Raw genomic sequence first — 25,600 nt, forward strand, 5'->3', positions numbered from 1 at the left:
GTCAGAACCGTTCAGGAAAACAGAAAAGGAAAAAGCGCCTTACCCAACAAGCAGGGCGCATTCTGCCGGAGCAGAAACAGGGCGTTGAAGCAGAAAGTGGCGGAGCACCTGCGGGTAAAGCTGGTGTTCCTGCCGCAGAACGCGCGCCCCAAGTGTATCTGCGGTATCATCCGGCAGAACAGGCACAGCGGCCTGGCCCAGGATAGGCCCTTCATCCATGCCTTCTGTTACCAGATGCACAGTGCATCCATGCACGCGCACGCCAGCTTGCAGCGCACGTTCATGCGTATGCAGGCCGGGAAAAACAGGCAGCAGGCTGGGGTGAATGTTCAACATCCGGCCAGCCCATGCGCCGGTTAAAAACGGGGTGAGCAGGCGCATATAGCCTGCAAGGCAGATAGCCTGAGCACCAGATTCTGTTAGGGCCGCGTGTACAGCGCGTTCATGCGCTTCGCGGTTTTTGCCAAAATCACGATGGTTGACAGCCAGCGTGCGCAGGCCTGCTTTTTTAGCCATTTCCAGCCCCGGTGCATCCGGGTTGTTACTTAAAACAAGGCAGATACGGGCAGGAAAGGAAGGATCTTCACACGCGCGGATCAAGGCCGTGGCATTGCTGCCTCGGCCACTGATCAAAATGGCAATGGGTGTTTTTTCAACGCTCATGCTGCGCGAAAATCCGGAGTGGCCTGCATTTTTAGATCAGGCTTGGCGGTGGGGGAGGCCGCTTTGGCAATATACCCAATACGCACGGCCGGTTCACCCATATCATGCAGGCGGGCCAGAACAGCATCGGGTTCTGGAGTAATCAGGATCATGCCGATACCGCAGTTGAACACACGCAGCATTTCTTCTGTATCCACATTGCCGGTGCGGGCCAACCATTTGAACACAGGCGCCACGGGCCATTCCTGATCAATCACCGCATCAAAGCCATCAGGCAGCACGCGTGGCAGGTTACCGGGCAGACCGCCGCCGGTAATGTGGGCCGCACCATGCAGCAGGCCGGCTTTATGCAGGGCCAGAACCGGGCGCACATACAGGCGTGTGGGCTCTAAAAATGCTGCGCCAAGATTTTTGCCCGGGGCAAAGGCTGCGGGGTCTGTCCATGCCAGATGGGCATCTGCCACAATGCGTCGCACTAATGAGAAGCCGTTGGAATGTACGCCAGAAGAGGGCAGCGCAATAAGGGCATCACCTTCTGCAATGCCGGAGGGCAGGAGCGCGCCACGTTCTGCCGCACCAACGGAAAAACCAGCCAGATCATAATGCCCATCGGCATACATGCCGGGCATTTCTGCTGTTTCACCGCCTACAAGGGCACAGCCAGACTGTTCGCACCCGGTGGCAATGCCGCGCACAACCTTGGCGGCGCTGTTAACAGACAGACGGCCTGTCGCGAAGTAATCCAGAAAGAACAGGGGTTCAGCACCCTGCACGATCAGATCGTTCACACACATGGCTACCAGATCAATGCCCACTGTTTCGTGCAGGTCATTATCAATAGCCAGTGTCAGCTTAGTGCCTACGCCATCTGTGCAGGACACAAGTACGGGGTCTTTAAAGCCGGCGGCCTTCAGATCAAACAGTGCGCCAAATCCGCCAAGGCCCCCCATTGTGCCGGGGCGGTCTGTGGCTTTGGCCGCCGGTCGAATGGCATCAACAAGGGCTTCGCCTGCTTCAATGTCCACGCCGGAATCACGGTAAGTGAGGCCGGAGGAAGGGGTGCTAGGTGAAGACGTCATGCGCGTGCTCTTGGTCCGAATGAGAATAAGGGTCGATGTGCGGGACAGGGTGGGTTAGGATTCCCGCTTGAGGACAGTCTTTACGGCAGGAGAAGCGGCGCGCAAAGCGGCATGACACGGATTGATGAAACAAAAAGCCCCTTAAACGCGCCTTCGGGTGGGCAAAAGCGCCAAAATGAGGCCAGCGAGGCAGAACAGATTGCCTTGCCCTTTGCGCATCGCCCCCGATTCGGAAGGTCGGACTTTGTGGCAGCACCCTCCAATGCGGCGGCACGGGCATGGGTGCTGGATGCAGAAGCTGCTGCGCGTTGGCCAGAAGGCCGCATGGCCCTGTGGGGAGAAAGTGGCACGGGCAAAACGCATCTTCTTTCTATTTGGGCGGGCCGTTATGGCGCACCCATTATGGAAGGCAGCCGCCTGAACACGCATGAAGCCGCAATGCTGTTTGAGGATGGCGGGTTCCGTGCCGCTGCATTGGATAATGCCGATAAAGTACCCAATGAGCGGGACTTGCTGCACCTTATCAATCTGGCGCGGGAGCGGCGTGTGGCTTTGTTAATGGCAGCCCGCAGGCCGCCAGCACGTTGGCCGGTTGTGCTGCCAGATTTGGCAAGCCGCCTGCGGGCTACCGCTTCTGTGCCGTTAGGTTCGGCGGAGGAGGGGCTGTTGCACCGCCTTTTACTGCGGCTGTTGGCTGAACGCCAGATTGTGGTGGGCGCACAGATAACAGAATGGCTGTTGCGCCGCTTGCCACGCCGCGCAAGTGCCATGCGGGATTGCGTGGCGATGCTGGACCAAGCCGCATTAGAATCGGGCGGGCGGGTCACACGCGCTCTGGCTGCCAATGTTCTGGAAAGCCTGCTGGCGCGGGAAGAATAATGAATATATTCGCTTCAAACGTGTTGTGATGTTTCAGTTTTATGACATCATCATCAGAATGATGAGCTGAACTTTTCGCGCCAGCCGTGTTTGCGTAAAGCTTTGCTTGCCCCAAGGCAGGAAACGGGGCGCATGATGCAGCACAAGGAAAGGAAGAAACGTGACGGCGCAGGATAAAAAAGAGCAGGCCCCTGTAAAAGCGCGTTCACCAGCCCGAAAAGCAGCGCCCAGAAAACCTTCTACCCGCCAACCTCGGCAGAGCAGAAAAACGGCAGAGCGGAAGATCACTCTGGAAATGCCAGAACGGTTTATCAACCGCGAGCTGTCTTGGCTGGATTTCAACCAGCGTGTGGTGGAAGAGGCCGATAACGCCCGCAATCCCTTGCTGGAACGCCTGCGCTTTTTATCTATCAGCGCCAGTAATCTGGATGAGTTCTATTCCGTACGTGTGGCCGGGCTTGTCGGGCAGGTGCGTGAGGGGCTGACCAAACTTTCCCCCGATGGCCGCACGCCAGCCCAGCAACTTGAGGCTGTGCGCGAACGCTGCGCCAGGCTGCTGCGTGAACAGCAGCGAATCTGGACAGAACTGCGCGGCCTACTGGCTAAAGCGGGCGTAGAACTGTGTGAACCAGATGCGCTAACAGATGCCGATACGGAATATCTGGCTAAAATCTTTATGGACAGGGTGTTTCCGGTTCTTACACCCCTTGCGGTGGACCCAGCACATCCTCTGCCGTTTATCCCCAATATGGGTTTGGCACTGGGTTTACGCCTGCTTTATGCAGATACGGGCCTGTTTGCCATGAACGCCCTTATTCTGTTGCCTGCGCAGATAGAGCGTTTTATTCGCCTGCCATCTCCCACTCCGGCAACGGATGCCACAAATCCACCGAAGGTACGGTTCTTCCGTCTGGAAGATCTGATTACCCTGTTTATTGATCGTCTGTTCGATGGTCTGGAAGTGGGGGAAAGCGGCGTGTTGCGCGTGGTGCGCGACACCGATGTGGAATTTGAGGACGAGGCAGAAGATCTTGTCCGCTCCTACGAAACAGCCCTGAAACGCCGCCGCCGTGGGGTGGTGATCCATCTGGATATGGAAAAACGGGTGCCGACGGAATTGACAGAAGCCATTGCCTCGGACCTTGATTTGCCGCCCGATGAAATTGCCGTACATTCCGGCATGATCGGCGTGGTGGATCTGAAGCAGATGATTGTGGATGATCGGCCGGATCTGCTGTTCCCGCCCTATACTCCGCGCTTTCCCGAACGTATCCGAGATTTTAATGGCGATTGCTTTGCCGCCATCCGCGCTAAAGATTTGCTGGTGCATCACCCGTTTGAAAGCTTTGATGTGGTGGTGCAGTTCCTGCGGCAGGCAGCGCTAGACCCTAACGTGATTGCCATTAAGCAGACGCTGTATCGCACATCGCGCGATTCACCCATTGTGAAAGCGCTGATTGAGGCAGCAGAGGCCGGTAAATCCGTAACCGCTATGGTGGAATTGCGAGCCCGGTTTGATGAGGAAGCCAATATTCGCCTTTCCCGCGCGCTGGAAGCCGCAGGCGTGCAGGTGGTGTTTGGTTTTGCGGATTTAAAAACCCACGCCAAACTCAGCCTTGTAGTGCGGCGAGAAGGCGGGCTTGTGCGCTCTTACGCACATTTTGGCACGGGCAATTACCACCCCATTACTGCCCGTATTTATACAGATCTTTCCTTTTTTACGTGTGATCCGGCATTGGCGCGGGATTCTGCGCGCTTGTTCAATTACGTTACGGGCTACGCCATGCCCGCACAGATGGAGAAAATTGCTTTCTCCCCCATCACCATTCGCAGCACGCTGAAGGAACTGATTCAGGAAGAAATTGATCACGTTAAAGCTGGCAAACCGGGCAGTATCTGGTTGAAGATGAATGCGCTGGTGGACCCGGAACTGATTGATTGCCTGTACAAGGCCTCCTGCGCGGGGGTGAAGATTGTGGGTGTTATACGCGGCATCTGCTGCCTGCGGCCGGGTGTGCCCGGTCTTTCAGAAAACATCCGCATTAAATCCATTGTCGGGCGCTTTTTGGAACATTCGCGCATTTTTGTGTTTGGTAACGAACATCGTCTGCCATCGCGCTATGCCAAGGTCTTTATTTCTTCGGCAGACTGGATGACGCGGAATATGGATTGGCGCGTGGAAAGCATGGTGCCTATTACCAACCCCACCGTGCATGCGCAGGTTTTGGGCCAGATCATGGTGTCCAACATTCGCGATACCTTACAATCATGGATGCTGGAACAGAATGGAGAATGGCGGCGTGTAAACCCCGGAAATCGGCCTTTTTCCGCACATGAATGGTTTATGACACATCCTTCACTTTCCGGACGGGGCTCAGCCGCGCATGACACACCCATCCGGGCCCCGGCGTCTTTGACCTCTTCACAGGACTTGCTGATAGATTGATGTCTGAAATCATGAGCTTTTTTCTTGCGTCGGGATTATCGCATCCCCGTTGTTCCAAGCTGCATAGCCAGTTTTTGCAAACGGGGAGGGGCTTCTGATGGAGGCTGATCAACCGTGCCGTTCCGCAGTGGTGGATCTTGGCTCCAATTCCGTAAGGCTTGTGGTTTTTGAAGGACGTTCACGCAATCCGCTTCCCATTTTCAATGAAAAAGCCGTGCTGCGTTTGGGGCGCGGGCTGACCGAAACGGGGAAGCTGAATGAAGAAGGCGTGGAAATGGCGAAGGAAGTGCTCAGCCGCTTCCATGCCATTGCCCGTGCCATGAAGGCTGATCCGTTTGAAATTCTGGCAACCGCCGCTGTGCGGGATGCCAGTAATGGGCCTGCTTTTGTGCAAACCCTGCGTGAAAGCATGCCCGGTGTGCCCATCCGTATTCTTTCTGGCAAGGAAGAAGCCGATCATTCCGCTATTGGCGTTATGTGCGGTGTTCCCGGCGCATCTGGGTTGGTGGCTGATGTAGGTGGTGGGTCTTTAGAACTCATCCATCTTACGCCGCAGGGGCGGCATGATGCCACAACCTTGCCGCTGGGTATGATCCGGCTGGCCGATCGTTCTGGCCGAGATCTGGATAAAGCCAAAAATCTGGCAGATAAAGATATTGGCGGCGTAGAATGGCTGCCCAAGGTAAAAGGCAGCACGCTTTATCTGGTGGGTGGGGCGTTTCGTGCATTGGCGCGGCTTCAGATTGCGCGTACGCAATATCCGCTCAACATCGTGCATTATTATACAATGGATGTGCAAGAAGCACGGGAAATGACGGGCTGGCTGCAAAACAGCTCGCGCCGCAGTTTAGAACGTCTGCCCGGTGCCCCCCGTAAGCGGTTGGATGATACGCCTTTTGCCGCGATGGTGTTGCGGCGGCTGATGAAGAAGGTGCAGCCGGATAAAATTGTCTTTTGCGTGGATGGCCTGCGCGAGGGCTGGTACATGCTTAAGGTTGCGCCGGATATTCTGGCCCAGAACCCGATGGATGTGGTGGCGCGTGAAATGTGTGTCCGTTTTGGGCGCAGTAATTCACTTCCTTACGCCTTGATGCAGTGGACAGATTTTTTACGGCCGGAGGAAACGGCGGAAGAAAAATATTTGCGTCATCTGGCTTGTTATCTGTCTGATATCGGCAGCCACGATCACCCGGAATATCGGGCAGAGCAAACATACTGGCGTATCCTGCGTGTGCAGAGTGGCGGGTTTGACCATCCTTCCCGCGCATGGTTGGCGTTAGCGCTAGCTATCCGTTACGCCGCAGATCAGCAGGCACCTTTCTTGGCGACGTCTCGCGCATTGTTGAACGATCAGGACTGGAAGAGCGCTGTGGTGCTGGGGCTGGCCCTGCGTCTGGCGTATTCTCTCTCCGGCGGTGCAGGGCGGTTGCTGGAAGGTACATCCCTTGAATGGGAAGAAGATGCATTGGTGCTGATCCTGACATCTGCCCGCGTGGCCGTAAAAGGAGAGAGCGTGCGCCGCGGGTTAGAACGTTTGGGCCAAGCCTTGGGTGTTGCAACACGTTTCGAGATTGAACTGGTCGGCTGATATGCCATAGACAGGATACAGGTGCGGGGTGGACAACCCCCATCTATCGGGGCACATTACGGTTTATACATCCTGATATGGTGCAGTGGCGCGGTTGGTTGGCCGGCTTGCTGTAACTGTCTGCCAGAATCAGGTTTTGAATAACCGGTAAAGCAGCGGAACCTTATCTCGTGTCTTCTGAAGAGATCATAGATCCCACAGTCCAGCACGATGCTTCTATCCGAAGGGTTCTGCTGCATCTTGTTCTGCCATTTGTTGTTACGGTTATGGCCGTGCTGGCCATTGCGCTGGTGGGGATAAATTCCTACCGTACCACCAAGGAAGGCGTTTCCACCCTTACGCACCAGCTTATGGGCGCTGTGCAGCAATATATTGTGCAGCAGGTTACAGATTACATTCTGCCAGCCGCCACCGGTAATCTGATTGCCTCGGGCATGATTGAACATGCTCCTGCACAGGTGGAAGACAAGGTCTTTTATTCTTACGGCAGCACCATGTTGCGGAAGATTCCGCAGCTTCAGTCCTTCTATCTAGCGGATGATGAAGGGCACTTCATGCTCATCGCCCGTGCCGCGCAAAAAGGTGTGCAGGAGCATGTACGCCTGATTGAAAAAAATGGGCACAAATATTTCCATCACGCATTCTGGGATGAGAGCGGGCAGAAAATTTCCGAAACGGAAGATGATGCCAATGATTATGACCCACGCACGCGCGATTGGTACAAAAATACAGCCGGAACAGATAAGGTAACCTGGTCCAAGCCACATTTGTTCCCCACCACCAGTCAGTTTGTCATGACCAGCTCCCTGCGGTTCAAGACAGACGCTGGACATACAATGGTGTTTGCCACCAACATTTCTCTAAACGAACTCAGTTCTTATCTGGATCAGATCAAGGTTGGTAAAACTGGCTCCGCTATGATTGTGGATAGCCGGGGCCTGTTTATTGCCGGTAAAAATCTTACGCAGCAGGCCAAGGCCGCTGGGTGGGACCCGGATAAAATGGTGCTGGACCGCAATGCCTATCCGGTTTTTGCGTTGGGGTATGATCACTACCGTGTGCGTGGTGTTGGGCCACGGCATGTTACGTGGGATGGCACGGATTACATCACCATTGCCGCAGCTTTGCCACGCTATTCTGATAGCTGGATTTTGCTGATGGCCGCGCCCGAAAGTGATTTCGGGTCCTTCGCGCACCAAAGCAGCCATCAGAGCTTACAGTTTTTGGCCATTATTACGGTTTTCTCGCTTGTGCTTGCCGGGTTGCTTGTGCGGCAGGTGCGGCGGACAGAGTCTAGCACGCGCCTGTTGGTGAAGCAGAAAGAGCAGATCCAGCGTGAAAGCTCTGCTGTGCAGCAGGTGGCCGTTGCGCCACGTCTGTTTGACCCCACAGTGGAACCATTAAGTCTAACAGAGCAGTTAACGCTTGTAACAGGTGCGCGGCGTGCCACGCTTTGGCGCTTCCTGCATGATGGTGCTGCCATGGTGTGTGAAGATGCGTACGATCAAACGCAGAACACACATTCCGGCGGGTTTGAAATGGCCCGCACAGAATTGGGACCGTTCTTTTCTGCGATTGAAGAAGGCAACGCGTTCTCGGTTGAAAATGCAGCCGTAGACCCGCGCACTACGCGGTTTGAACGTCTGACCATGCGTGAACTGGGCACAAAGGCATTGGCTGTTTGCCCTGTGCATGGCCCGCATGGGGTGGAAGGCGCGATTATGCTGGAAGATCCGCATCTTCAGCCGCACCTGCTTTACTTCCTTGATCTTATGGCCGGGGTGGCAGCCCTGCGCTTTGCTGCACAGGCACAACTGCTGAATAACCAGACAGACAAGATTGTAGATGTCGGGCAGCAGGTTGCCACGCTGGATGTGCCCGCGCCCAAATCTGATAATATGCTGATGAAGGCGCCAGAAGCCACAGCCGTTAATTCCGCCAGCATTTATCCATCTGTTGCTGTGTTGGTTATCACGTTCTCTGACCCCGTGGTGGAAGGGGGAAAACAAACCGAGGCCCTGATTGAACTCATCAATCAACTGGCGGCAGATGTGCAGTCCGTCGCGCAGGAAGAAAAACTGTTTGCCGTGGAAGTGGCCGGCCACCGCATGATCTGCATGGCAGGTTGCCTGCCCACGCCAGATGTTACAGCCATTGTGCGCGTTGCAGATGCCGCGCTTAAAATGCGTGAAATCTTTATGGCATCACTGGCCGCGGCGGATCTGGAACCCGTGTTTACTATGGGGATTGATTACGGCCCGGCATTTGGTGGCGCGGTAGGGAACGAACCCAAGGTATTCAACCTGTGGGGGCAAACGGTATCTCTGGCCGAGTTGATGGCACAGGGTGCGGCAGACCCCGGCACCATTCAGGTGACAGAGCGTGTTTATGGTGTGCTGCGTGACAGATATCTGTTCCGTAGCCGTGGTTCCTTCTTTGCACCGCATCTGGGTCTGGGGCGTGCCTATACATTGGCGGCAAGGCGATGAGTGGGAGCCAGCAAACAGGCGGCCCCAACCTGCCGTCGGATGATGAACCAGATCTGATTCTGCAAACAGATGCACATAAGCCTGCCAAGCGTATTCCGGTGCATGAGTGGATACGCAGGAAGCTGGCATGGATCGGTCGGCTTGTGCGTAGGCAGGCACGGTTTTTTCTGGTTGTGCTGGGGGCAGGCTGGGGCGTGATTTTTGAGAGTTTTCGCTCTCACGCATGGCGCCGCACGGTGCGGTACGAATTTGTAACCACCATGAACAACATTATCGGCGGTGGGGTAAGTGCATCACTGTTTGCTGGTATGCTTACAGGTGTGGCGGCTGTTTCTCAGGTTATTTACTGGTTGGGTCTTACCGGCCTTGCCAAAATGACAGGCTCCATTCTGGTCAATGTGGTTATCCGTGAAATTGCGCCCATTCTGGTAGGTATTCTGCTGCTGGGGCGTAATGGCATGCTGTCCGCCACAGAGTTGGGGCTGCTGACCATTGGCGGACAGGTGCGGTCCATGCAGTCTGTGGGGATGGACCCGTTTTTGATGCTGGTTCTGCCGCGCACGCTGGCGTTTACCGTGGCTGGGTTTACGCTGGGTATTCTGTTCTCCATGTCATCACTGATAACCGGGTACGTGATGAGCCGTATTTCCGGCGTGATTACCAACCCGATCTGGACATTTCTGGATGATGTGGCTGCGGCCATGTCTGTCACAGACTACGCCGTTATTCCGCTTAAATTCATCATGGTTGGTTTTGTGGTGGGGCTGGGCGGCTGCCTGACAGGCCTGACTGCCACCAATGAAGATTCACTGCGCACCTTGCTGCCACGCGGCTTTTCCCGCGGGATGCTGATTGTGATGATGGTGAGCGTTCTGTTCAGTCTGGATCTGTAAGATGGAGGCATATTCAGCAGGCCCACTTCTAGAACTGAACAAGGCGGTGCCCTCATTTGAGGATAGCGGACTGCCACCAGTGTCCTTCAGCATGAAATTGATGCCCGGCGAATGTATGATTGTGGAAGCGCGAGACCCAAGCCGCGCCACCATGTTTGCAGATTTGTGCAGCGGTATGGTGGAACTGGAAAGCGGGCAGGTTAGCTTTATGGGGCTGGATTGGGCAAACCTGCAGGATCGGGAACTTAACGCTCTGCGCGGGCGTATCGGGCGCATTACACGCCGCGCCAGTTGGGCGGAGTTCATGCCCACGCATCTGGGTATTATTTTGCAGCAGTTGCACCATACCACCCGCAGTTTGGATGATCTGGTGGCAGAGGCTGTGCGGCGTTCAGAAAGTTTTGGTCTGCCGGGTGTGCCCACAGTTAGCCCATCCCTGCTTTCAGATACGGATCTTACGCGCGTTTCATGCGTGCGGGCTTTTATGGGGCAGCCGCATTTGCTGCTTTTGGAAGACCCGCTGGAGGGTGGCTCGCCCGAACTGTACAACTCTTTCCTTTCTTCGGTAACAGAAGCGCGGGATAGAGGGGCAGGCGTAATCTGGTTGGTGCGCAGCAATGCCGTTTGGCAAAGTTACCGGCAGGGTATTACCTCCACATGGCGTCTTGCTGATGATGGCCTAGTAGCAGTACGGATGGCATAATGTTCCAGCTCCGCTTAAGACAGAAAGTGAAACCTCTTATTTCTCTGCGTTATGCAGATGAATGGGTTGGGTTTCTGGTTCTTCTCAGCCTTGTTATTTTTGCAGGCGCGGTGATTGAAGCCGGCGTGCTGCGAGATTGGCTTACTCCACCTGCGCGCTTGCGCGTGGTGCTGCCAGCTTCTGGCGTGGGCGGCCTTACGGTTGGGGGGGATGTGCAACTTATGGGTGCCCATGCTGGTACCATCCGTTCCATCAAGCTCAATCCATCTGGCAACATGTATGCGCTGGTGGATCTGGACCCGCAGGCCAAGCCGTTTATCCGGCGTGATAGTTCAGCCATTATCCGCAAACAGCTTATTGTAACTGGTGCCGCCTATCTGGATCTCAGCCGTGGGCATGGGGAGCCAATGGATTGGAGCTACGCAGTTGTAAGCGCAACGCCAGCCCCCAACCCGGCAGACCAGATTACCGCTACGCTCAACAGTATTCAGGCTGAAATCATGCCCGCACTGGCAAGTGCTCGGCACATGATGGCGCAGCTTGATGGCACCATTAGCGATATGCACGCAGGCAAAGGCACCGTTGGCCAGTTGATGACGAATGATCAGCTGATCAAACAGGCAGAAGCCACCATTGTCTCGCTCAATGGGGTGATTGACCGCCTGAAACCGATTGAAAATCAGATTTCCGGCATCATGAACAAAACCGATGCCACGGTGGCAAACCTGAAAGGGGCCTCGCATGATCTAAAGGGTGCAACACCGCATCTGCCGGGTATTGCGGCTAATCTGGATGCCAGCACCGCAGATCTGCCAGCATTGCTGGCGCAGGCGCAAACCACCCTTTACGGGCTGGAAAAACTAACAGACCAGTTGCGCGGTATGTGGCTACTGGGGGGGCAAAAAGTGGTACGGCATAACCGTCTGTCACCTAAGCAGGTGCGGCCATGAGGTATTTTTCTCCCGCTGTGGCTGTTTTATGTCTGCCTTTGCTGTTGGCCGGGTGTGGTGGCGCTACGCAGGATAAACCCACCGCGCAGGATGATGCCGCGTGGGATCAGGCCATGACAGCCGGGCGAGATTCCTTTGAACTGGGGCGTTATACCGTAGCTGTTACGCAGTATCGCAAAGCAGCAGATCTGGCTTTGCTGCGGGATGATACCAGCGCGATAACCGAGGCCGGGTATGATCTGGCCGTGGCACAACTGGCTGCAAACACGCCAGATAAAGCGTTGCAAACAGCACAGGCTACACGGCAGGCCGCTGGCGTGCGTGGGCAAACGCAGCTTTATTCGCTCGATCTGGTAGAGGCCGCTGCACATTACAGGCTGGGCCATTACAGTTCTGCCATGTCATCTGCCACGCAGGCCATGCAGTCATCCGATAGTGCATTGGCAGGCAGAGCTGCTCTGGTGCTGGGGCTTGCTGCAGATGCGCAATCCGATAGCGCCAATCTGCAAAAAGCAGCTACCTATCTTGGCAGCCTTAAAAAGCCGCTTTCTGCCACGCAGCAGGCAGATCAGGCGGAAATTCAGGCGCGTATGCTGCGTCAATCCGCACCACAGCAGGCGGAAGCTTTGGCCGTGCAGGCGGCTGATCTGCGGCGTAATGATGGCTCTTACCGTGATATGGCACGCGCACTGGCTCTTGCTGCGCGCATTGCTTCTGCTCAGGGTGATCAGCAAAAAGCCCGTGCGTTGTGGGAGCGTGCTGCGCAAAGTGCAGCAGCGCAGTCTAGCGGCTTAAACCGGATGGATGTGCAAACACTGGCGCATGGTTCCATCAACAAAGGTAACTACGTGCCGCCTGAAGATGATGCCGCAGCATGGGCGCGGGATGCCGGGGGTGTTTCCCTGCGTCCGTTTGAAGAAAAAGACGCACAGTAAAACGTGTAAGGCGTAAGTGGCTGGGGTAATGCAGCGGAACCTGATTATTGCACGCTGTGGGGCCCATTCCTTGCATCCAGAATGGCTAAAAGGGGGCGTGCCAGAATGGGATCTGGTGTTATGCCCATTTCAGCCTGTGGATACGCAGGGTCTCCCCAGCCAGATGATACCGGGCCATAAATGGGATGGCCTTTATCGTTTTCTAACAGAATGGAATGGATGGAAGCAGTACGACTATATCTGCTTTCCGGATGATGATCTGTTAGCTACGGCAGAAACGTGGAACCGCTTTTTTGCTGCGTGCAAGCAGTATAACGCCAAATTGGCAGCTCCAGCACTTACGCCGGGTTCTTTCTGTAGCCACCTTTCTACTTTGCAGAATAAAAACTTTAAGGCCCGCGCTTCTACATTCGCAGAAATTATGGCGCCATGCATGCAGCGGGATTTTTTACATCAGGCGCTGCCAACGCTGCGCTTTTCACGCGCTGGCACAGGGTTCGGGCTGGATTTGCTGTGGCCCATGATGCTGGGTTGGCGCGATATATGGATAATGGATGCCACCCCGGTAGAACATACGCGCCCGGTAGGGCAGCAGCGCTCTTCCGCATTGAGGGAAATTAGCCAGTATGATTTTCGTTTTATAGCGGGTTTGGGCGTAGTTGGTGCTACGTGGTCTTACGGTGGATATCCCCCGCAAGGCACGTATCTGGATTATCATGATAGCCGCTTTGCAGAACTTTATAGGCAAGGTTACGCCTATGTGCAGCAGCACTATCCGCAATATTGGGCGGAAGTTTGTACGTTTCAGTCAAGCGCACACCCGCAGGTAAGTGCGCAGGCGCTTGATAAGCTGGAACAGGCCCTGTTCCATTTAAACAAGGATGCCGGGAACATTCTTTCTCGCCATAGGCCCGCCATGTTGTCCACCGTGTCGCAATGGTCATGGTCTCATGATGCTGCACGTGAAGCCTCTGGCGGGAACGATGGGTTGATAAACGGCGGATACGGTTTTCATACAGATTTTGAAGATGATCCGTGGTGGCAGGTTGATCTGGAACAGATGTGCAGAGTGCAGGAAGTTGTAATGTACAATCGGCTGGATCAAAAAGAATGCTGTGTGCAGCTAAATATTCTGGCCTCTCATAATGGCACGGATTGGCACACGGTTTTTACCAAACGGGATGATACGCATTTTGGTGGGGCGGATTCTGCACCCTTGCATGTGGTTTTGCCCAAACCTGTTATGGCGCGTTTTGTGCGTGTGCAGGCCCTTGGCCATACGGTGCTGCATCTGGATCAGATAGAAGTGATAGGCACACCCAGCAGCATGAGGGCACAAAACGGTTTTTTTGAAAAGGTTATCTACAAAACCGCACGTTTTCTAAACGCAATGCGCTCATCATAAAAACTCAGGGTTTTATTATGTTTTTTGAGGGAGCTTGCAGGGGTTCCATGCAGAATTGTTGAGGCACGCTAAGGCTGTGCCGTGTATCACCGCAACAGAGGGCGCATCCCCATACCGGGCCGGTGCGCGGAGCGGTGATCATGAAAAGACTATTGCGAAGGTATAAAAAGAAAAGCCAGATTGATAAGGAAATTCGTCACACGCCGCTGGAGGATGTGGGCGGATCTTCTCCGGCGCAGAAAAAGAAGGAAAGCGGGCGTTTTTCTTTAAGCACGCGTGAAGCCGCTAAGCGTTTTAGAGCCCATGCGCTGGTAGAAGAAAAAGGCCACCACGATGTTGTGCGTGTGGGGCTGAAAGATAGCGTATGGACAGATCTGTACCATCACGCCCTTACAGCAAGCTGGCCCGCATTTACGGCTGTAGCTGTGCTTTCTTACCTGCTTATCAATTTGATATTTGCGCTGCTGTATATGGTGGCGCCAGATCAGATTACGAGTGATAGCCAGCATACTCTGCTTTCACTGTTCTTTTTTAGTGTGCAAACACTTTCCACCGTGGGCTACGGGGGCATGACGCCCGTTGGTATTTACGCCAATGCCATTGTCTCATTGGAAGTGTTTATCGGCATGATGCTGACAGCCGTGGCAACGGGTTTGCTCTTTGCCCGTTTTGCCCGGCCACGTGCGCGTATCATGTTCAGTAATACCGCTGTTGTCAGTAGTGAAAGTGGTATTCCCGCGCTGTGCATTCGTATTGCCAATTTGCGTGTTAGCGTTATTCTTTCGGTGGATGTAGAAGTAGCGCTTTCCCGCTTGGTTATGGGGGAAAATGGGCATCTGGTGCGCAAGTTTGACCAGTTATTACTTGTGCAGTCTCATGTTCCAGTGCTGCGTTTTGCCTTTGTAATGGCACATGTGATCGGGCCGGAGAGCCCTTTACACGGCAAAACAATGGCGGAACTGGAAACCGAGGAAGCCGAAATTATTGTAACAGTTACCGGCACGGATGAAGCCTTGGGACAAACAGTGTTTGCCAGAACGGCTTACAGGTTTGACCGCGTGCGCAATAACCATCGGTTTGTAGATATCGTGGTGTCCCGCCCAGATGGCCGCATTGCGGTAGATTATACGCGCTTCCATGATGTGGAGCAGCATTAAGCACTACGGCGTGTCGTCAGTTAAGCAGGATGATGATTGAGGCGAACTGCACGGCTGCGAGGAAGGTCGATTTCAGTTTATCGTAGCGGGTTGCGATAGCGCGAAACTGCTTGAGTTTATTGAAGAACCTCTCAACAAGGTTCCGTTCGCGGTAGAGAGAAAAATCGGTTTTCCGTCGTGTCGTTCTGTTGCGTTTTGGCGGGATGACCGGGGTAATCCCGCGCTGTATCAGCCGATCGATCAACCTGTCCGCGTCATACGCCTTGTCAGCAAGGAAAGCATCCGGTTCGATGTTTTCCAGAAGTGGTTCTGCCTGGGTGATATCGGCATCCTGTCCCGGTGTGATGCCGAGTTCCACTGGATTGCCCAGAGCGTCGCAGATGGCATGGATCTTTGTAGTTAGCCCGCCTCGTGATCGTCCGATGGCCTGATCCGTGCCCCTTTTTTGAGAGCTCCGGCACTATGCTGATGCGCTCGGACAATTGTGCTGTCGATCATCATGTATTCGTTGTCGTAATCAGCGGCCAGATAACGAAATATCCGTTCGATGACGCCGCTTTCACACCAGCGGCGCAGACGCCGGTGCACGTTTTTCCAGTCACCGAAACGGGCAGGAAGGTCGCGCCATGGAATACCCGCGCGATAGCGATACAACACCGCCTCCACGAACAGACGGTTGTTCACCGCAGTGCCGCCGACATAGCCTTCTCGACCAGGAAGAAGATCCTTTATCCGCTCCCACTGGTCATCGCGTAAACTATAGCGCCGCATCTGTCTGTCTCCCCAAAAAAACGGGAAAACAGTCAGCACACGCAGACACAAAGTACAACCCTCACGTGCCACTCTCAGGGCTTAACTGACGACACGCCGTAGGGTTTTAGGCGGTCAGTCGATCTGGGGCATCGGCAAGGTGGAAGCGCCGGGTGATATCCATAAATGTGGCATGGGCCGTAAACTCATGCCGCAATACCTCCAGCGCCCCTATGGCACGAATAAGGTCTATTTGTTGAGATAGGTTTCGTTCTGTCATGGCCGCTGGCAAAAGGGCCCGCATGGCTTGGGCAGAAGCAAGGGCAGGGGCCTGTGTATAGCCTTTTATCTGGCTGATTGTTTCTAGCACATGTGCAATTTTCTGGTGTTGATCTACAGATAACAGTTTGTGAGACAGCACATTGTGCAGGCGCAAAATAAGCAGGCCAGTTGTCATCGCACTCATGGCTCCTGTCAGATAGGCTTCCACCAAGGCATTTGGGTGGGTGCCTGCATGGCGAATAATCTGTGCAAGCCTGTCCCCCGAACGGGCAATCCACTGGGCAGATGTAAATGTCAGGCGGCCTTTGGCCATCAGGCGCAAATCACGCACCATTTTGCGGCGTAGCCTCCAGCGTTCTTCGGCAGGATCAAACGGCAATACAAGGCGGAAGGCCCATATCCCCAGCCCAATACCCAGAACAACTGCGGGTGTGGTGTTAAACCACGTAATTTCATCCATACGGCTGTGGTTGGCTGGCCCCACCATAAAGGGCAGAAAGTTATTATAGGCAGCCGCTGTGCCCGCAATACTGCCGGGGGCTCGTAAAGCCAGCCCACCAACCAGCATGGGAAAAAAGAGTGATGCCAACAGGGTTTCTACTCCAGATTGCTGAGGTAGGACCACAAAGCTGAGAATGAACGAAATAATAGCTGTCCACACTGCGCCACGGAAGAAGCCGCTGGCCGCATGTACCGGATCTTCAAATGAGGAGAAGCGTGTGGAGGTTACAGCCACAAACATGGCAAGGGTAGAGCCATCGGGCCATGCTGTTATTTCCCATATCAAGCCACCTGCGCAAATGGCCGCAGCGGAACGGATGCCGTTATTAGTGGCCAGCAGCACATCTTTTTCAGAATGGCGGTCAAACCGGAAATGGTCAGACCTGCTAGGCGTCTGGGTGGCAATAAAGTGCTCCAGAACAAGGTCCAGTTCCATCAGTAGTTTGGCTAGGGCAGATTCCAGAATGCGCCCTTCCAGCAGATCGCGCTGCTGCTGTTGCAGAGTAGGGGCATCTTGCTGTTGCAGAGATTGAAACTTTGCCAGCCGTTCTATGCCACGTTGTTGGCTGCGGGTGCGGTAAAGCCGGATTTGGGCGCGCGCCCGTGTTGCCGCAGTTATGGTGGCATCCTGTTCCAGCTCTGTCGGTAATGCCGTGAGGAGTGCGCTAATATCATCAATCGCTTGCTGGAAGTCAGGCGGGACGGGCGTTGCGGCCTGCATGTGAATACGCAGCGTCATGCTTCGGGCCAAAAAGGCGAAAACAGCATTCAGGCTGGCACGTGCGTGGTCTCCCGCATGGTTGTGGGGACCCATTTCAATTTCACTAAATTCTGTTTGATCTGCTAAGGAAGGAATACTTCCCAGCAAGGCGCGAGAGCGTAGCAGGCCATCGGGCTGGTTGCGTAACAGCCCTTGCACACCTGTGCACGCACCTTGCAATGCACCCAGCAAGCGCTCTCGCATTTCCTGTTGGGCCATGTGTTCAAGGCGCGGGGCAAATAGGGCGGCCAGCAGGCTTTCACACACAATACCCAGCGTAATGTAGGTGGTGCGGGAAAGTGCTATCATAAACACGTTGTCGGGCTGGTTGGCAGCGCTCAGTACAATAATGGTGGTGGTGAAGGACACCAGCACCAGTGCGTAAGACCGAAAATTACGCAGGAATGTTGCAATGGCACAGCATCCGCCGGCCCATATGGCCAGAAACGGAAAAACAAGCCCCGGCTCCTGCGGTAAGGCTGCCAAAAACGCAATACCCGCCACTGCGCCAATGCAGGTGCCAATCAACCGCCATTTGGCTTTGGAGAGGCTTTGCCCACGAGAGTTCTGCGCCACAATCCATGTGGTCATGGCGGCCCATTGGGGGCTGTCCATTTCCATCCACAAGGCCAAGCTTAGGGCAATAAATGCCGCTATAGTGGTGCGGAGGGCAAAGCCCAGATCAGCCGGGGCCGGGGCAATCAACCATGCCAGCGGAAAGGAAGAGCCGCTGTGTATTTTGGCATGCAGGGCGCGATACCATTGTAATGGAAATGAAACCACGCAGCCAGATGCCCCAGATTGAAGTTGTTGTTATAACAATTTCTTGAGCATCTGACAAAAAAAGAGCCGGAACAAAAGCCCGGCTCTTTAACAGCTTGATTGTCGCGGTGTTTATACTGCGCGGTAGGGTTTGGAGGCATCCAAAAATACGGCGTTGGCATCCAACTCGTGCGAGACCACAATCAGGTAGGCAATGGCGCGTGTAAGCTCGATACGGGTGGAAATATTGGGTTCCATTGCTTCCATGCGGCGGAGGGCAGATGTTGCAACCCGTGCAGCATGTGCCGTGTGGCCGTATTTACCGGTAAAGTGGCTCATACGTTTCATAACAATTTCAATGGCGCGTTTGGCTGCCGGTGGAATCTGGTTGCGTTTCAGCAGGGTGCGCAAACGGATAATGTTTAGCCCGATAGTCATGGCTGCCAGCGTGCCCTGCAAACACCCTTCAATGGTGGGGGAAGGCGTGGGACCGGCGTGGCGGATCAGGCGGGCAAACCTATCAATATTGCGGCCAATCCAGTCTCGCGTTTCGGGCATGGGCTCTGCCGATGCCAGCGTGCGCAAATCATGCAGCATGGTACGGCGCATACGCCAGCGTTCTGCATTATTGTTAAAGGGTAGTACGGCGCGGAAAATCAGCACGGCAAAAAACACGCCCAGCAGTACGGCTGCGGTGGAATTGAACCATCCGATTTCGTTCTGGCGCCCTTGGTTAAGGGGGTGCACAAAGTTGGGCAGCAGCAGCGTATAGGCCGCAGAATGCAGGGCAGTGCCCGCGTTACGGGCTGCCAAGCCGCCCGCAATCATGGGCAGTGCGAGTGAACCCACCAGCATTTCGTAATCTGCCTGCGTGGGCAGTACAAGAAACACCAGAAAGAACGAAACAACAGCCGCCCATATGCCACCCACCATGAACTGTGATGAGGCAACAACGGGGTTTTCTCGGGTTGCAAACAGCCCGCAAACAATGGCCACAAAGGTAATAAAGCCCAAACCTGCGGGCCATGCCGTACATTCCCATACCAACCCGGCAGCCGTAATGGCCACCATGGCACGCACGCCATTATAAACGGCTTCGCGCTTATCTACGTGGGCTTGCAAACGGAAGTGAAAATGATCCCCACGGATAAAGTGCTGGCTGGCATCATATTCCCGGATAGCCTGTTCCAGCTCACCCAACAGTTCATCCAGCGCATTGTGCAGGATGCGGCCATCGAGCAGGGCGGGAATGTCTGTATCGTTTGCGGGGTTATCATCAAATGCCGTGTCAATTTCCTGAGAAAGCGCATCGACCACACGTTGATGGCATTCAGCACGCAGCAATTGCAGATCGTGCAGCAGTTCTTGCACGCTTTCATCGGAATCCAGCCGGTTGGCAACAGAGGTCAGAAACTCGCTCACATGGGCTGCTGTTTCCCGGAAAGCAGGTTGGTCTGTTTGCACATATTGCAGGCGCACAGCCATACCCAAACCGCGTGAAAGCAGCACGGAAACGGCTGCCAGTGCAGCGCGCGCGTGGTCACCTTCATGCCCGTGCGGACCCATTTCCACTTCGGAAAATTCGATCTGATCGTTGATTGAAATCAGCGGGCCAAACATGGCGCGGGAGCGCACCAATGCTTCCTCATCCCCAGCCAGCAGGCTGGAAACAGAGGTGGACACGTTGGAAAGTGCAGTGCGCAGTTTATCGCGCATGTTGCGGCGTGCTGTTTCAGCCAAGTTATAGGCAAACAAACCTGCCAGCGTGCCCTCGCACACAATGCCCAGCACAATGTAGGATGCGCGGGACATGGCAGTCATAAACACGTTTTCTGGGTGCGGAATGGCGCCAATGGCAATAATGGCGGTGGTGTATCCGGCCAGCACAAGGGCGTAGGAACGGAAGTTACGCACCAATGTAGCCAAGGTGCAGCATGTTCCGACCCAAATAGACAGAATGGGGAAGAACAGCCACGCATTCTGGTTAAAGGCCGAAATAAGGGTAATAGACATTATCACCCCTATGGCCGTACCTACCAGACGCCATCGGGCTTTGGAAAGACTTTCCCCGCGGGAGCCTTGGGCCACAATCCAGACAGTCATGGCGGCCCATTGTGGGTCATCCAGTTCCATCCACAGGGCAATCACCAACGCCAGCAGGGCTGCGGCAGTGGTGCGTACAGCAAAACCGATGGCCGCAGGTGTGGGAGAGATCAGCCAAGCAAAAGGCAACTTCCCGCGTTCACCCGGCCGGTGCAGGGGGCGGAAATTGCGCAGGGGGCCGATCCGGTCAAGGATAAACATAGGGAGACTGGGCACGGCGACTATTTTATCCTGACAACGAAAAACAGGGAGGAACGCCGCACAGGGTAGCCTGATTCCCTGCTTTTTCCTTGTGGGTTCAGACGCATATCAGCTATCAGTCTTCCGGCGATGAACGCGCGTGGGATCAGAATTTATTTATAAATCTTGCACATATAAGCTATCATGTTCCCGGATAGAAAATACTGTGAATATACTATGCTCACAGTTGCTGTAAGATAAACGAAAGTAGGCGCGATGTCTGATTTCCTTCAAAACATTCTTGGTAAAGTAGAAAGCGCTCTGGGCGTGGATGTGCAGGGAGCATTACAGCAGCAGTTGCAGTCTTTGCTACAGCCGCAGAATCTGGAAGCACTGCTTACGCGGGCAGATCAGGCCGGGCTGGGTGATAAAGTGCGTTCATGGGTCAGCCAGGGTGGCAACGTGCCCGCTACTCCGGATGAAATTCAGACCATTCTGGGCAGCGATATAGTGCATAATCTGATCGCAAAAACCGGCCTGCCAGCAGATACCGTGCTGACCGCTCTGGCACATTTTCTGCCAGCCGCAGTGGATAAGCAGACCCCACAGGGCGTGCTGCCAGAAGCCGGAGCAGAAACCAAACAGGCGTAATATTTTCTGCACGCCTGCAATGCGCATGTGTTGAAGGCGTGCATCCTGCGTATGAATCCGGTAGAATTACGCCATGGATTTGGGCGAACGCATTAAACGCATGGATAGCTGGCTGCTGGATGAAGTCTGCCAGCCTTTGGCAGATAAACTGCCAGAACGTCTGACCGCTTTTGAAGTGGGGATGAGCTGCCAGCTTGGCTCTTTATTATTGTCTGCGGTTTCCATTATTGCCGTATTTGTCGTGACCGGCATGAATGATTTTGGAAACATGATCTTCAATGTGCTGGTCTGGGCGTTGTGTGTTACGTTTTTTATTGGGTTGGGCCGCCTGCGCGTGCTGGTGCAGCCGGGCAAGGCTAATCCCTTGCGCTACATGCTGATTAGTGTGCGCATTATCTCTATTCCGTTTACATTTTACGTGATTTACCAAGCCATTACATCGCCAGTCACGTTTAGTTCGGCAATGTGGTTTAACGCGTTTTCTAATATTGTTTTTGTCGTGGGGTTGTATTTTATTTCTTGTCAGCCCCGTCCGCCCCAACGCCGGGCGAAGGAAGAAATCTGGGGCCGTGTTATAGCCCCAGAAGGCAGCGGTCTTTAACGCTTAATAAATGTCATGGGGAACATCGATCAGGGGTTATCCTGATCGTGCTCTCCCTGTGCAATGCGTGCCTGCACAGCACTGCGCCATGTTGCATCCTGCGGGGCGGCATCCAGAGCTTTGCGGAAGAGCGCAAGCGCTTGCGGCGTAACCTGATGATTGGTGCGTGTCATGGCTTCTGCCGTGCGGGCAGCCAGTTCAGCATCAAAACCCATATCTAAAGCACGGTTCCACGCATCTGCGGCTTCAGCATAATGCTCGCGGGAGGCCTCAACCTGCCCAAGTAGGAGATACCCTTGGCGCAAAGCAGGATCACCCGGCGGCAGTGTGGCCAATGTCTGTTTCAGGCGTGCCACCAGCATATCATTTTTTGTGTCCTGCATATGCTCAGCGGCAAGGCGCGGGCCAAGTGGTTGCGCAGGCAGGGAGGGCACGCCGTTTGTCAGATACAGGCCCACAGCCAGCACGGGGGCTAGCCCAAGGCCGATCCAGCCCACTGTGGCCGCGCGGGAATTATCGGCGGAGGATGGTGCTTTATCAGCCGCCAGAATGCGGCGCTGAATTTCCAGCCGTGCAATTTCATGTTCAGCAGGGGCAATTAGCCCAATTGTCAGGTCGCGATCTACCTCCGCCAATTGGGCTTCGTGCAAGGCAAGGGCGGCGCTGCGTTCATCCCGCACGGTGCGGGTGCGTTTCCATAAAGTGGCGCAGACAGGGGCCAGAGCCAGCAGGCTGAGCAGGGCAATGGAAAGCCAGATCATGGGGCGTTATCCTTATCCTTTGTCAGCTGGGCCAGCCGGTTTTTTTCTTCTTCTGTCAGCGGAGGAGGAGAGGGCGGGGCAGCAGCGCGACGGCGATAAAAGATAAAGGCCGAGACAAGCCCCAGCAGCAGCGCCAGAACTGGCATACACCACAACAGCAAGGTGCTGAATGAAAATGCAGGTTTCAGACGGATGAAGTTGCCATAGCGGTTTACCATCCAATCCATAATCTGCTGGTTGTTTTCACCTTTGGCAACGTGTTCGCGCACCACGCGGCGCAGATCTCGCGCCAAGCCAGCGCTACTGTCTTCAATGGATTCATTTTGGCAGACAAGGCAGCGCAGTTGGGAGCCAATGGCCTCAGCCCGCGCTTCATCCTTGGGGTTGGGCAGCATTTCCATGGGGTCATCCACCGCCAGCACCAGCGCAGGTGCCGCAATAAGGGAGAACCCAACGCAGGAGGCTGCCAGAAAACGGCGCATGTTCATGGCGTTTTCAACTTTTCAACCAAAGGCAGAAGTGTCTGGTTCAGAATGTCGTCCGTAAGCGGGGCTGCCGTGTGCCAGCGGATAACGCCACCGGGGCCAATCAGAAATGTTTCCGGCACGCCAGAAATACCCCATTCAATACCCACGCGGCCTTCATGGTCACTCCCAAGGCGGGAGAACGGGTTGCCGGAGTGCTTGAGAAAGTTTTCCGCATTTTCTGGCCTGTCCTTGTAGGCAATACCCCACATCGTCAGCTTGTCTTTCAGCGTCATCAAGGTTGGCATTTCTGCAAGACAGGGAATGCACCATGAGGCAAAAAAGTTCACCAGCACAGGCTGTGTCAGGTTGCGTAAATCCTGCGTGTTAAAGCCCTGCATGGGGGGCTGATCTGGCAGCGTAAAATCCGGCACCGGGCGGTTAAGCACTGGCGCGTTGATATCATGCGGGTTGAAGGAGCCATGCTCCATGCCGGAAAGCATTTTCCAAAATGCAACGCCCACAACGCCAGCCCCCGCCAATGGCAAAGCCATAAGCAGGCGACGGCGGGACGCATTGGGGGGTGTTTCTGAATTGCTCATAATACTGCACTCATTTCGGCAGAAGGTTTGGCACGCTGCGGCGCACCCACACGCACACGACGGTCAGATAGCGAAAGTGCGCCACCAAAAGCCATAACCAGCGCCCCCAGCCACATCCACGGGGCCAGCGGGTTGTAATGCAGGCGCAACACGTAGGTGGGGTTGCTATCTGGCCCGTGCTTGTCACCCAGCACACCATACAGATCTGCCAGCAGGTTGGTGTGGATGGCAACATCGGTTGTGGTCTGGTTTTGCGTATTAAAGCTGCGTTTAGAAGGGTGCATAACCGTGACAAGATGCCCGTTATGCCGCACTTCCAGCGTGCCCACCATAGCGGTGTAGTTTGGCCCCGGTTCCTGCTTTACGTTTGTAAGTGTCCAGTCATATCCAGCCAGATGCTCTGTGGTGCCAATAGGCACTTCCACAATTTTATGCTGTGCCTGAGACATAGCGGAAAGCCCAAGCACCGTAATGCCCACGCCAATATGTGCAATGGCGGTGCCAATAATGGCGCGGGGCAACATACGCGCACGCTGCACGCTTGTGGCAAATGGCGCACGGAACAGGCGCACACGTTCCACAACATCCGTAATGGTGGATGTAATAATCCAGATAGCTGCCGCCGCGCACAGAATAGGCAGAACGCCAGAAAGGCGGAAGGCCGCAATGGCACAAGCAATAGCGGTAATAACAGCCGCCACCCACAGCTTCTGCAAAATGGGCCAAAGCTGCGCACGCTTCCACGGCAGCATGGGGCCAAACCCCATGAAGATGAACAGCGGCAGAGCCAGCGGAATGGTGGTGGCATCAAAAAATGGTTTGCCCACAGAAATGGTGCGGTCAAACAGCAGGGACATAAATGGCGGATACATTGTGCCCGTTAGCACCACGGCGCAGAGCGAACACAGCAGAATGTTGTTCAGCACTAACGCCCCCTCGCGCGAGACCGGGGCAAACAGGCCTCCAGAGGTGAGGGATGGAGCGCGATAGGCAAATAGCGCCAGAGAGCCACCAATCACCACAGCCAGCAGGCCCAGAATAAACACGCCACGTGCAGGATCATTTGCAAAGGCGTGCACGGAGTTCAGGATGCCCGAACGCACAAGGAAGGTGCCGGAAAGTGAGAACGAGAACGTGCCAATAGCCAGCAGCACGGTCCAGATTTTAAGGGCTTCACGCTTTTCCACCACAATGGCGGAGTGAATAAGGGCGGTGCCTGTCAGCCACGGAATGAGTGAGGCATTTTCCACCGGGTCCCAAAACCAGTAACCACCCCAACCTAACACGTAATAAGACCACCAGGACCCCATAGCGATCCCGCAGGTTAGGAAACACCAAGCGGCCACGGCCCAAGGGCGCACCCAACGGCCCCATGCGGCATCCACCCGGCCTTCCAGCAGGGCGGCAATGGCAAAAGCAAACGGCACGGCAAAGCCAACATAACCCGTGTAGAGAATAGGCGGATGAAAAGCCAAGCCGGGGTCTTGCAGCAGGGGGTTCATACCCTGCCCATCCATTGGGGCAGGCCAGATACGGGCAAATGGATCTGACGTGGTAAGGCAGAACAGCTCAAACCCGGTAGCCACCAGCCCTAGCACGCCAATGACGCGGGCGCGCAGGGCAGATGGCAAGTTACGCCCAAAAGCCGCAACAGCCGCGCCGCACAGCCCCAGAATAAGTGCCCATAGAAGAATGGAGCCTTCGTGGTTCCCCCATACGCCGGTAATCTTATACAGCAGCGGTTTGGAAACCGCGCTGTTGGCCGCAATGTTCTGGACAGAAAAATCATCCGTAACAGCGGCGTAAACCAGGCAGAGGAAAGAGGTTAGCAGCGCAATAAGCTGGCCAATGGCAAGGCCGGGAGCCAGTGCCATCAGCCGTACATCGCGGCGGCGTGCACCCATAAGGGGGAGAATACCTTGTATGGCAGCAAGCACGCAGGCCAGCGCAAGGGCGTAGTGTCCGAGTTCGGGGCTCAGCATGTCAGGGGGTAGAC

Annotated in this window: 21 protein-coding genes; 12 read left to right on the forward strand and 9 right to left on the reverse strand. The window is 54.9% G+C overall.

The features are described from left to right. Nucleotides 1–39: 39 nt before the first annotated feature. Together purN and purM are read right to left on the reverse strand one after the other, a co-directional pair. Nucleotides 40–663: a phosphoribosylglycinamide formyltransferase gene (purN, locus tag A4S02_RS02325; protein WP_070322835.1), complete on the reverse strand. Its 624-nt coding sequence runs from the start codon at nucleotides 661–663 to the stop codon at nucleotides 40–42. After that, on the reverse strand, nucleotides 660–1,742 hold the full coding sequence (purM, locus tag A4S02_RS02330) for a phosphoribosylformylglycinamidine cyclo-ligase (protein WP_019089998.1): 1,083 nt from the start codon (nucleotides 1,740–1,742) through the stop codon (nucleotides 660–662). Before purM ends, purN begins: the two co-directional genes overlap by 4 nt. A 111-nt stretch (nucleotides 1,743–1,853) precedes the next feature. On the opposite strand from purM, the gene A4S02_RS02335 reads away from it, so the two are divergent. From A4S02_RS02335 to A4S02_RS02380, 10 genes are all read left to right on the forward strand, one after another. Further along, nucleotides 1,854–2,621 (forward strand): P-loop NTPase family protein, encoded by a 768-nt coding sequence (locus tag A4S02_RS02335; RefSeq protein ID WP_070322836.1) that lies wholly within the window; start codon nucleotides 1,854–1,856, stop codon nucleotides 2,619–2,621. 160 nt (nucleotides 2,622–2,781) lie between these two features. Continuing rightward, a complete protein-coding gene (locus A4S02_RS02340; protein WP_070322837.1) occupies nucleotides 2,782–5,067 on the forward strand; it encodes an RNA degradosome polyphosphate kinase in 2,286 nt (761 codons plus the stop codon). A 97-nt stretch (nucleotides 5,068–5,164) separates the two neighbouring features. Next, entirely contained in the window at nucleotides 5,165–6,655 is a 1,491-nt protein-coding gene (locus tag A4S02_RS02345; RefSeq protein WP_070322838.1) for a Ppx/GppA family phosphatase, read from the forward strand. A 170-nt stretch (nucleotides 6,656–6,825) separates the two neighbouring features. Further along, nucleotides 6,826–9,144, forward strand: coding sequence for an adenylate/guanylate cyclase domain-containing protein (locus tag A4S02_RS02350; RefSeq protein ID WP_070322839.1), 2,319 nt, complete (start codon nucleotides 6,826–6,828; stop codon nucleotides 9,142–9,144). Beyond that, the gene (locus tag A4S02_RS02355; RefSeq protein ID WP_019090003.1) at nucleotides 9,141–10,037 is read left to right on the forward strand and encodes an MlaE family ABC transporter permease; all 897 of its coding nucleotides are present in this window, start codon (nucleotides 9,141–9,143) and stop codon (nucleotides 10,035–10,037) included. The genes A4S02_RS02350 and A4S02_RS02355 overlap by 4 nt, the downstream gene beginning before the upstream one ends. Before the next feature lies 1 nt (nucleotide 10,038). Then, on the forward strand, nucleotides 10,039–10,740 hold the full coding sequence (locus A4S02_RS02360; RefSeq protein ID WP_070322840.1) for an ABC transporter ATP-binding protein: 702 nt from the start codon (nucleotides 10,039–10,041) through the stop codon (nucleotides 10,738–10,740). Further along, entirely contained in the window at nucleotides 10,740–11,690 is a 951-nt protein-coding gene (locus A4S02_RS02365; RefSeq protein WP_019090005.1) for an MlaD family protein, read from the forward strand. Before A4S02_RS02360 ends, A4S02_RS02365 begins: the two co-directional genes overlap by 1 nt. After that, nucleotides 11,687–12,625 (forward strand): outer membrane protein assembly factor BamD, encoded by a 939-nt coding sequence (locus tag A4S02_RS02370; protein WP_070322841.1) that lies wholly within the window; start codon nucleotides 11,687–11,689, stop codon nucleotides 12,623–12,625. Before A4S02_RS02365 ends, A4S02_RS02370 begins: the two co-directional genes overlap by 4 nt. Nucleotides 12,626–12,653: 28 nt before the next feature. After that, complete coding sequence (locus A4S02_RS02375) at nucleotides 12,654–14,030, forward strand: discoidin domain-containing protein (RefSeq protein ID WP_070322842.1); 1,377 nt, start codon at nucleotides 12,654–12,656, stop codon at nucleotides 14,028–14,030. Between the two features lie 122 nt (nucleotides 14,031–14,152). Beyond that, entirely contained in the window at nucleotides 14,153–15,187 is a 1,035-nt protein-coding gene (locus tag A4S02_RS02380) for an ion channel (RefSeq protein WP_019090008.1), read from the forward strand. A 16-nt stretch (nucleotides 15,188–15,203) separates the two neighbouring features. Here the strand turns inward: A4S02_RS02380 and A4S02_RS14760 are convergent. The 3 genes from A4S02_RS14760 to A4S02_RS02400 form a co-directional block, all read right to left on the reverse strand. Next, nucleotides 15,204–15,958 (reverse strand): IS5 family transposase gene (locus tag A4S02_RS14760; protein WP_087651418.1). Its coding sequence is split into 2 segments (ribosomal slippage): nucleotides 15,204–15,619 and nucleotides 15,619–15,958, totalling 756 coding nucleotides; the frame shifts between segments, so codons are not numbered across the junction. Between the two features lie 106 nt (nucleotides 15,959–16,064). Further along, nucleotides 16,065–18,263, reverse strand: coding sequence for an FUSC family protein (locus A4S02_RS02395; RefSeq protein ID WP_070322843.1), 2,199 nt, complete (start codon nucleotides 18,261–18,263; stop codon nucleotides 16,065–16,067). 111 nt (nucleotides 18,264–18,374) lie between these two features. Beyond that, nucleotides 18,375–20,561, reverse strand: a complete 2,187-nt coding sequence (locus A4S02_RS02400) for an FUSC family protein (protein ID WP_208858907.1) — start codon at nucleotides 20,559–20,561, stop codon at nucleotides 18,375–18,377. Nucleotides 20,562–20,801: 240 nt separating this feature from the next. Here A4S02_RS02400 and A4S02_RS02405 point away from each other — a divergent pair, with 240 nt between their 5' ends. After that, nucleotides 20,802–21,176, forward strand: a complete 375-nt coding sequence (locus A4S02_RS02405) for a YidB family protein (protein ID WP_006116093.1) — start codon at nucleotides 20,802–20,804, stop codon at nucleotides 21,174–21,176. Nucleotides 21,177–21,249: 73 nt separating this feature from the next. After that, on the forward strand, nucleotides 21,250–21,777 hold the full coding sequence (locus tag A4S02_RS02410; RefSeq protein ID WP_019090011.1) for a hypothetical protein: 528 nt from the start codon (nucleotides 21,250–21,252) through the stop codon (nucleotides 21,775–21,777). A 29-nt stretch (nucleotides 21,778–21,806) separates the two neighbouring features. Here A4S02_RS02410 and ccmI read toward each other — a convergent pair whose 3' ends face one another. Genes ccmI through A4S02_RS02430 form a run of 4 tightly spaced genes read right to left on the reverse strand, consistent with a single transcriptional unit; the run spans nucleotide 21,807 to nucleotide 25,586 of the window. Beyond that, complete coding sequence (gene ccmI, locus A4S02_RS02415; protein ID WP_070322845.1) at nucleotides 21,807–22,538, reverse strand: c-type cytochrome biogenesis protein CcmI; 732 nt, start codon at nucleotides 22,536–22,538, stop codon at nucleotides 21,807–21,809. Beyond that, on the reverse strand, nucleotides 22,535–23,026 hold the full coding sequence (locus A4S02_RS02420) for a cytochrome c-type biogenesis protein (protein ID WP_019090012.1): 492 nt from the start codon (nucleotides 23,024–23,026) through the stop codon (nucleotides 22,535–22,537). Before A4S02_RS02420 ends, ccmI begins: the two co-directional genes overlap by 4 nt. Then, entirely contained in the window at nucleotides 23,023–23,604 is a 582-nt protein-coding gene (locus A4S02_RS02425) for a DsbE family thiol:disulfide interchange protein (RefSeq protein ID WP_003625198.1), read from the reverse strand. Before A4S02_RS02425 ends, A4S02_RS02420 begins: the two co-directional genes overlap by 4 nt. Next, nucleotides 23,601–25,586, reverse strand: a complete 1,986-nt coding sequence (locus A4S02_RS02430) for a heme lyase CcmF/NrfE family subunit (protein WP_070322846.1) — start codon at nucleotides 25,584–25,586, stop codon at nucleotides 23,601–23,603. Before A4S02_RS02430 ends, A4S02_RS02425 begins: the two co-directional genes overlap by 4 nt. Nucleotides 25,587–25,600: the final 14 nt, after the last annotated feature.

It is taken from the genome of Acetobacter ascendens (assembly GCF_001766235.1).
GTDB classification, from domain to species: domain Bacteria; phylum Pseudomonadota; class Alphaproteobacteria; order Acetobacterales; family Acetobacteraceae; genus Acetobacter; species Acetobacter ascendens.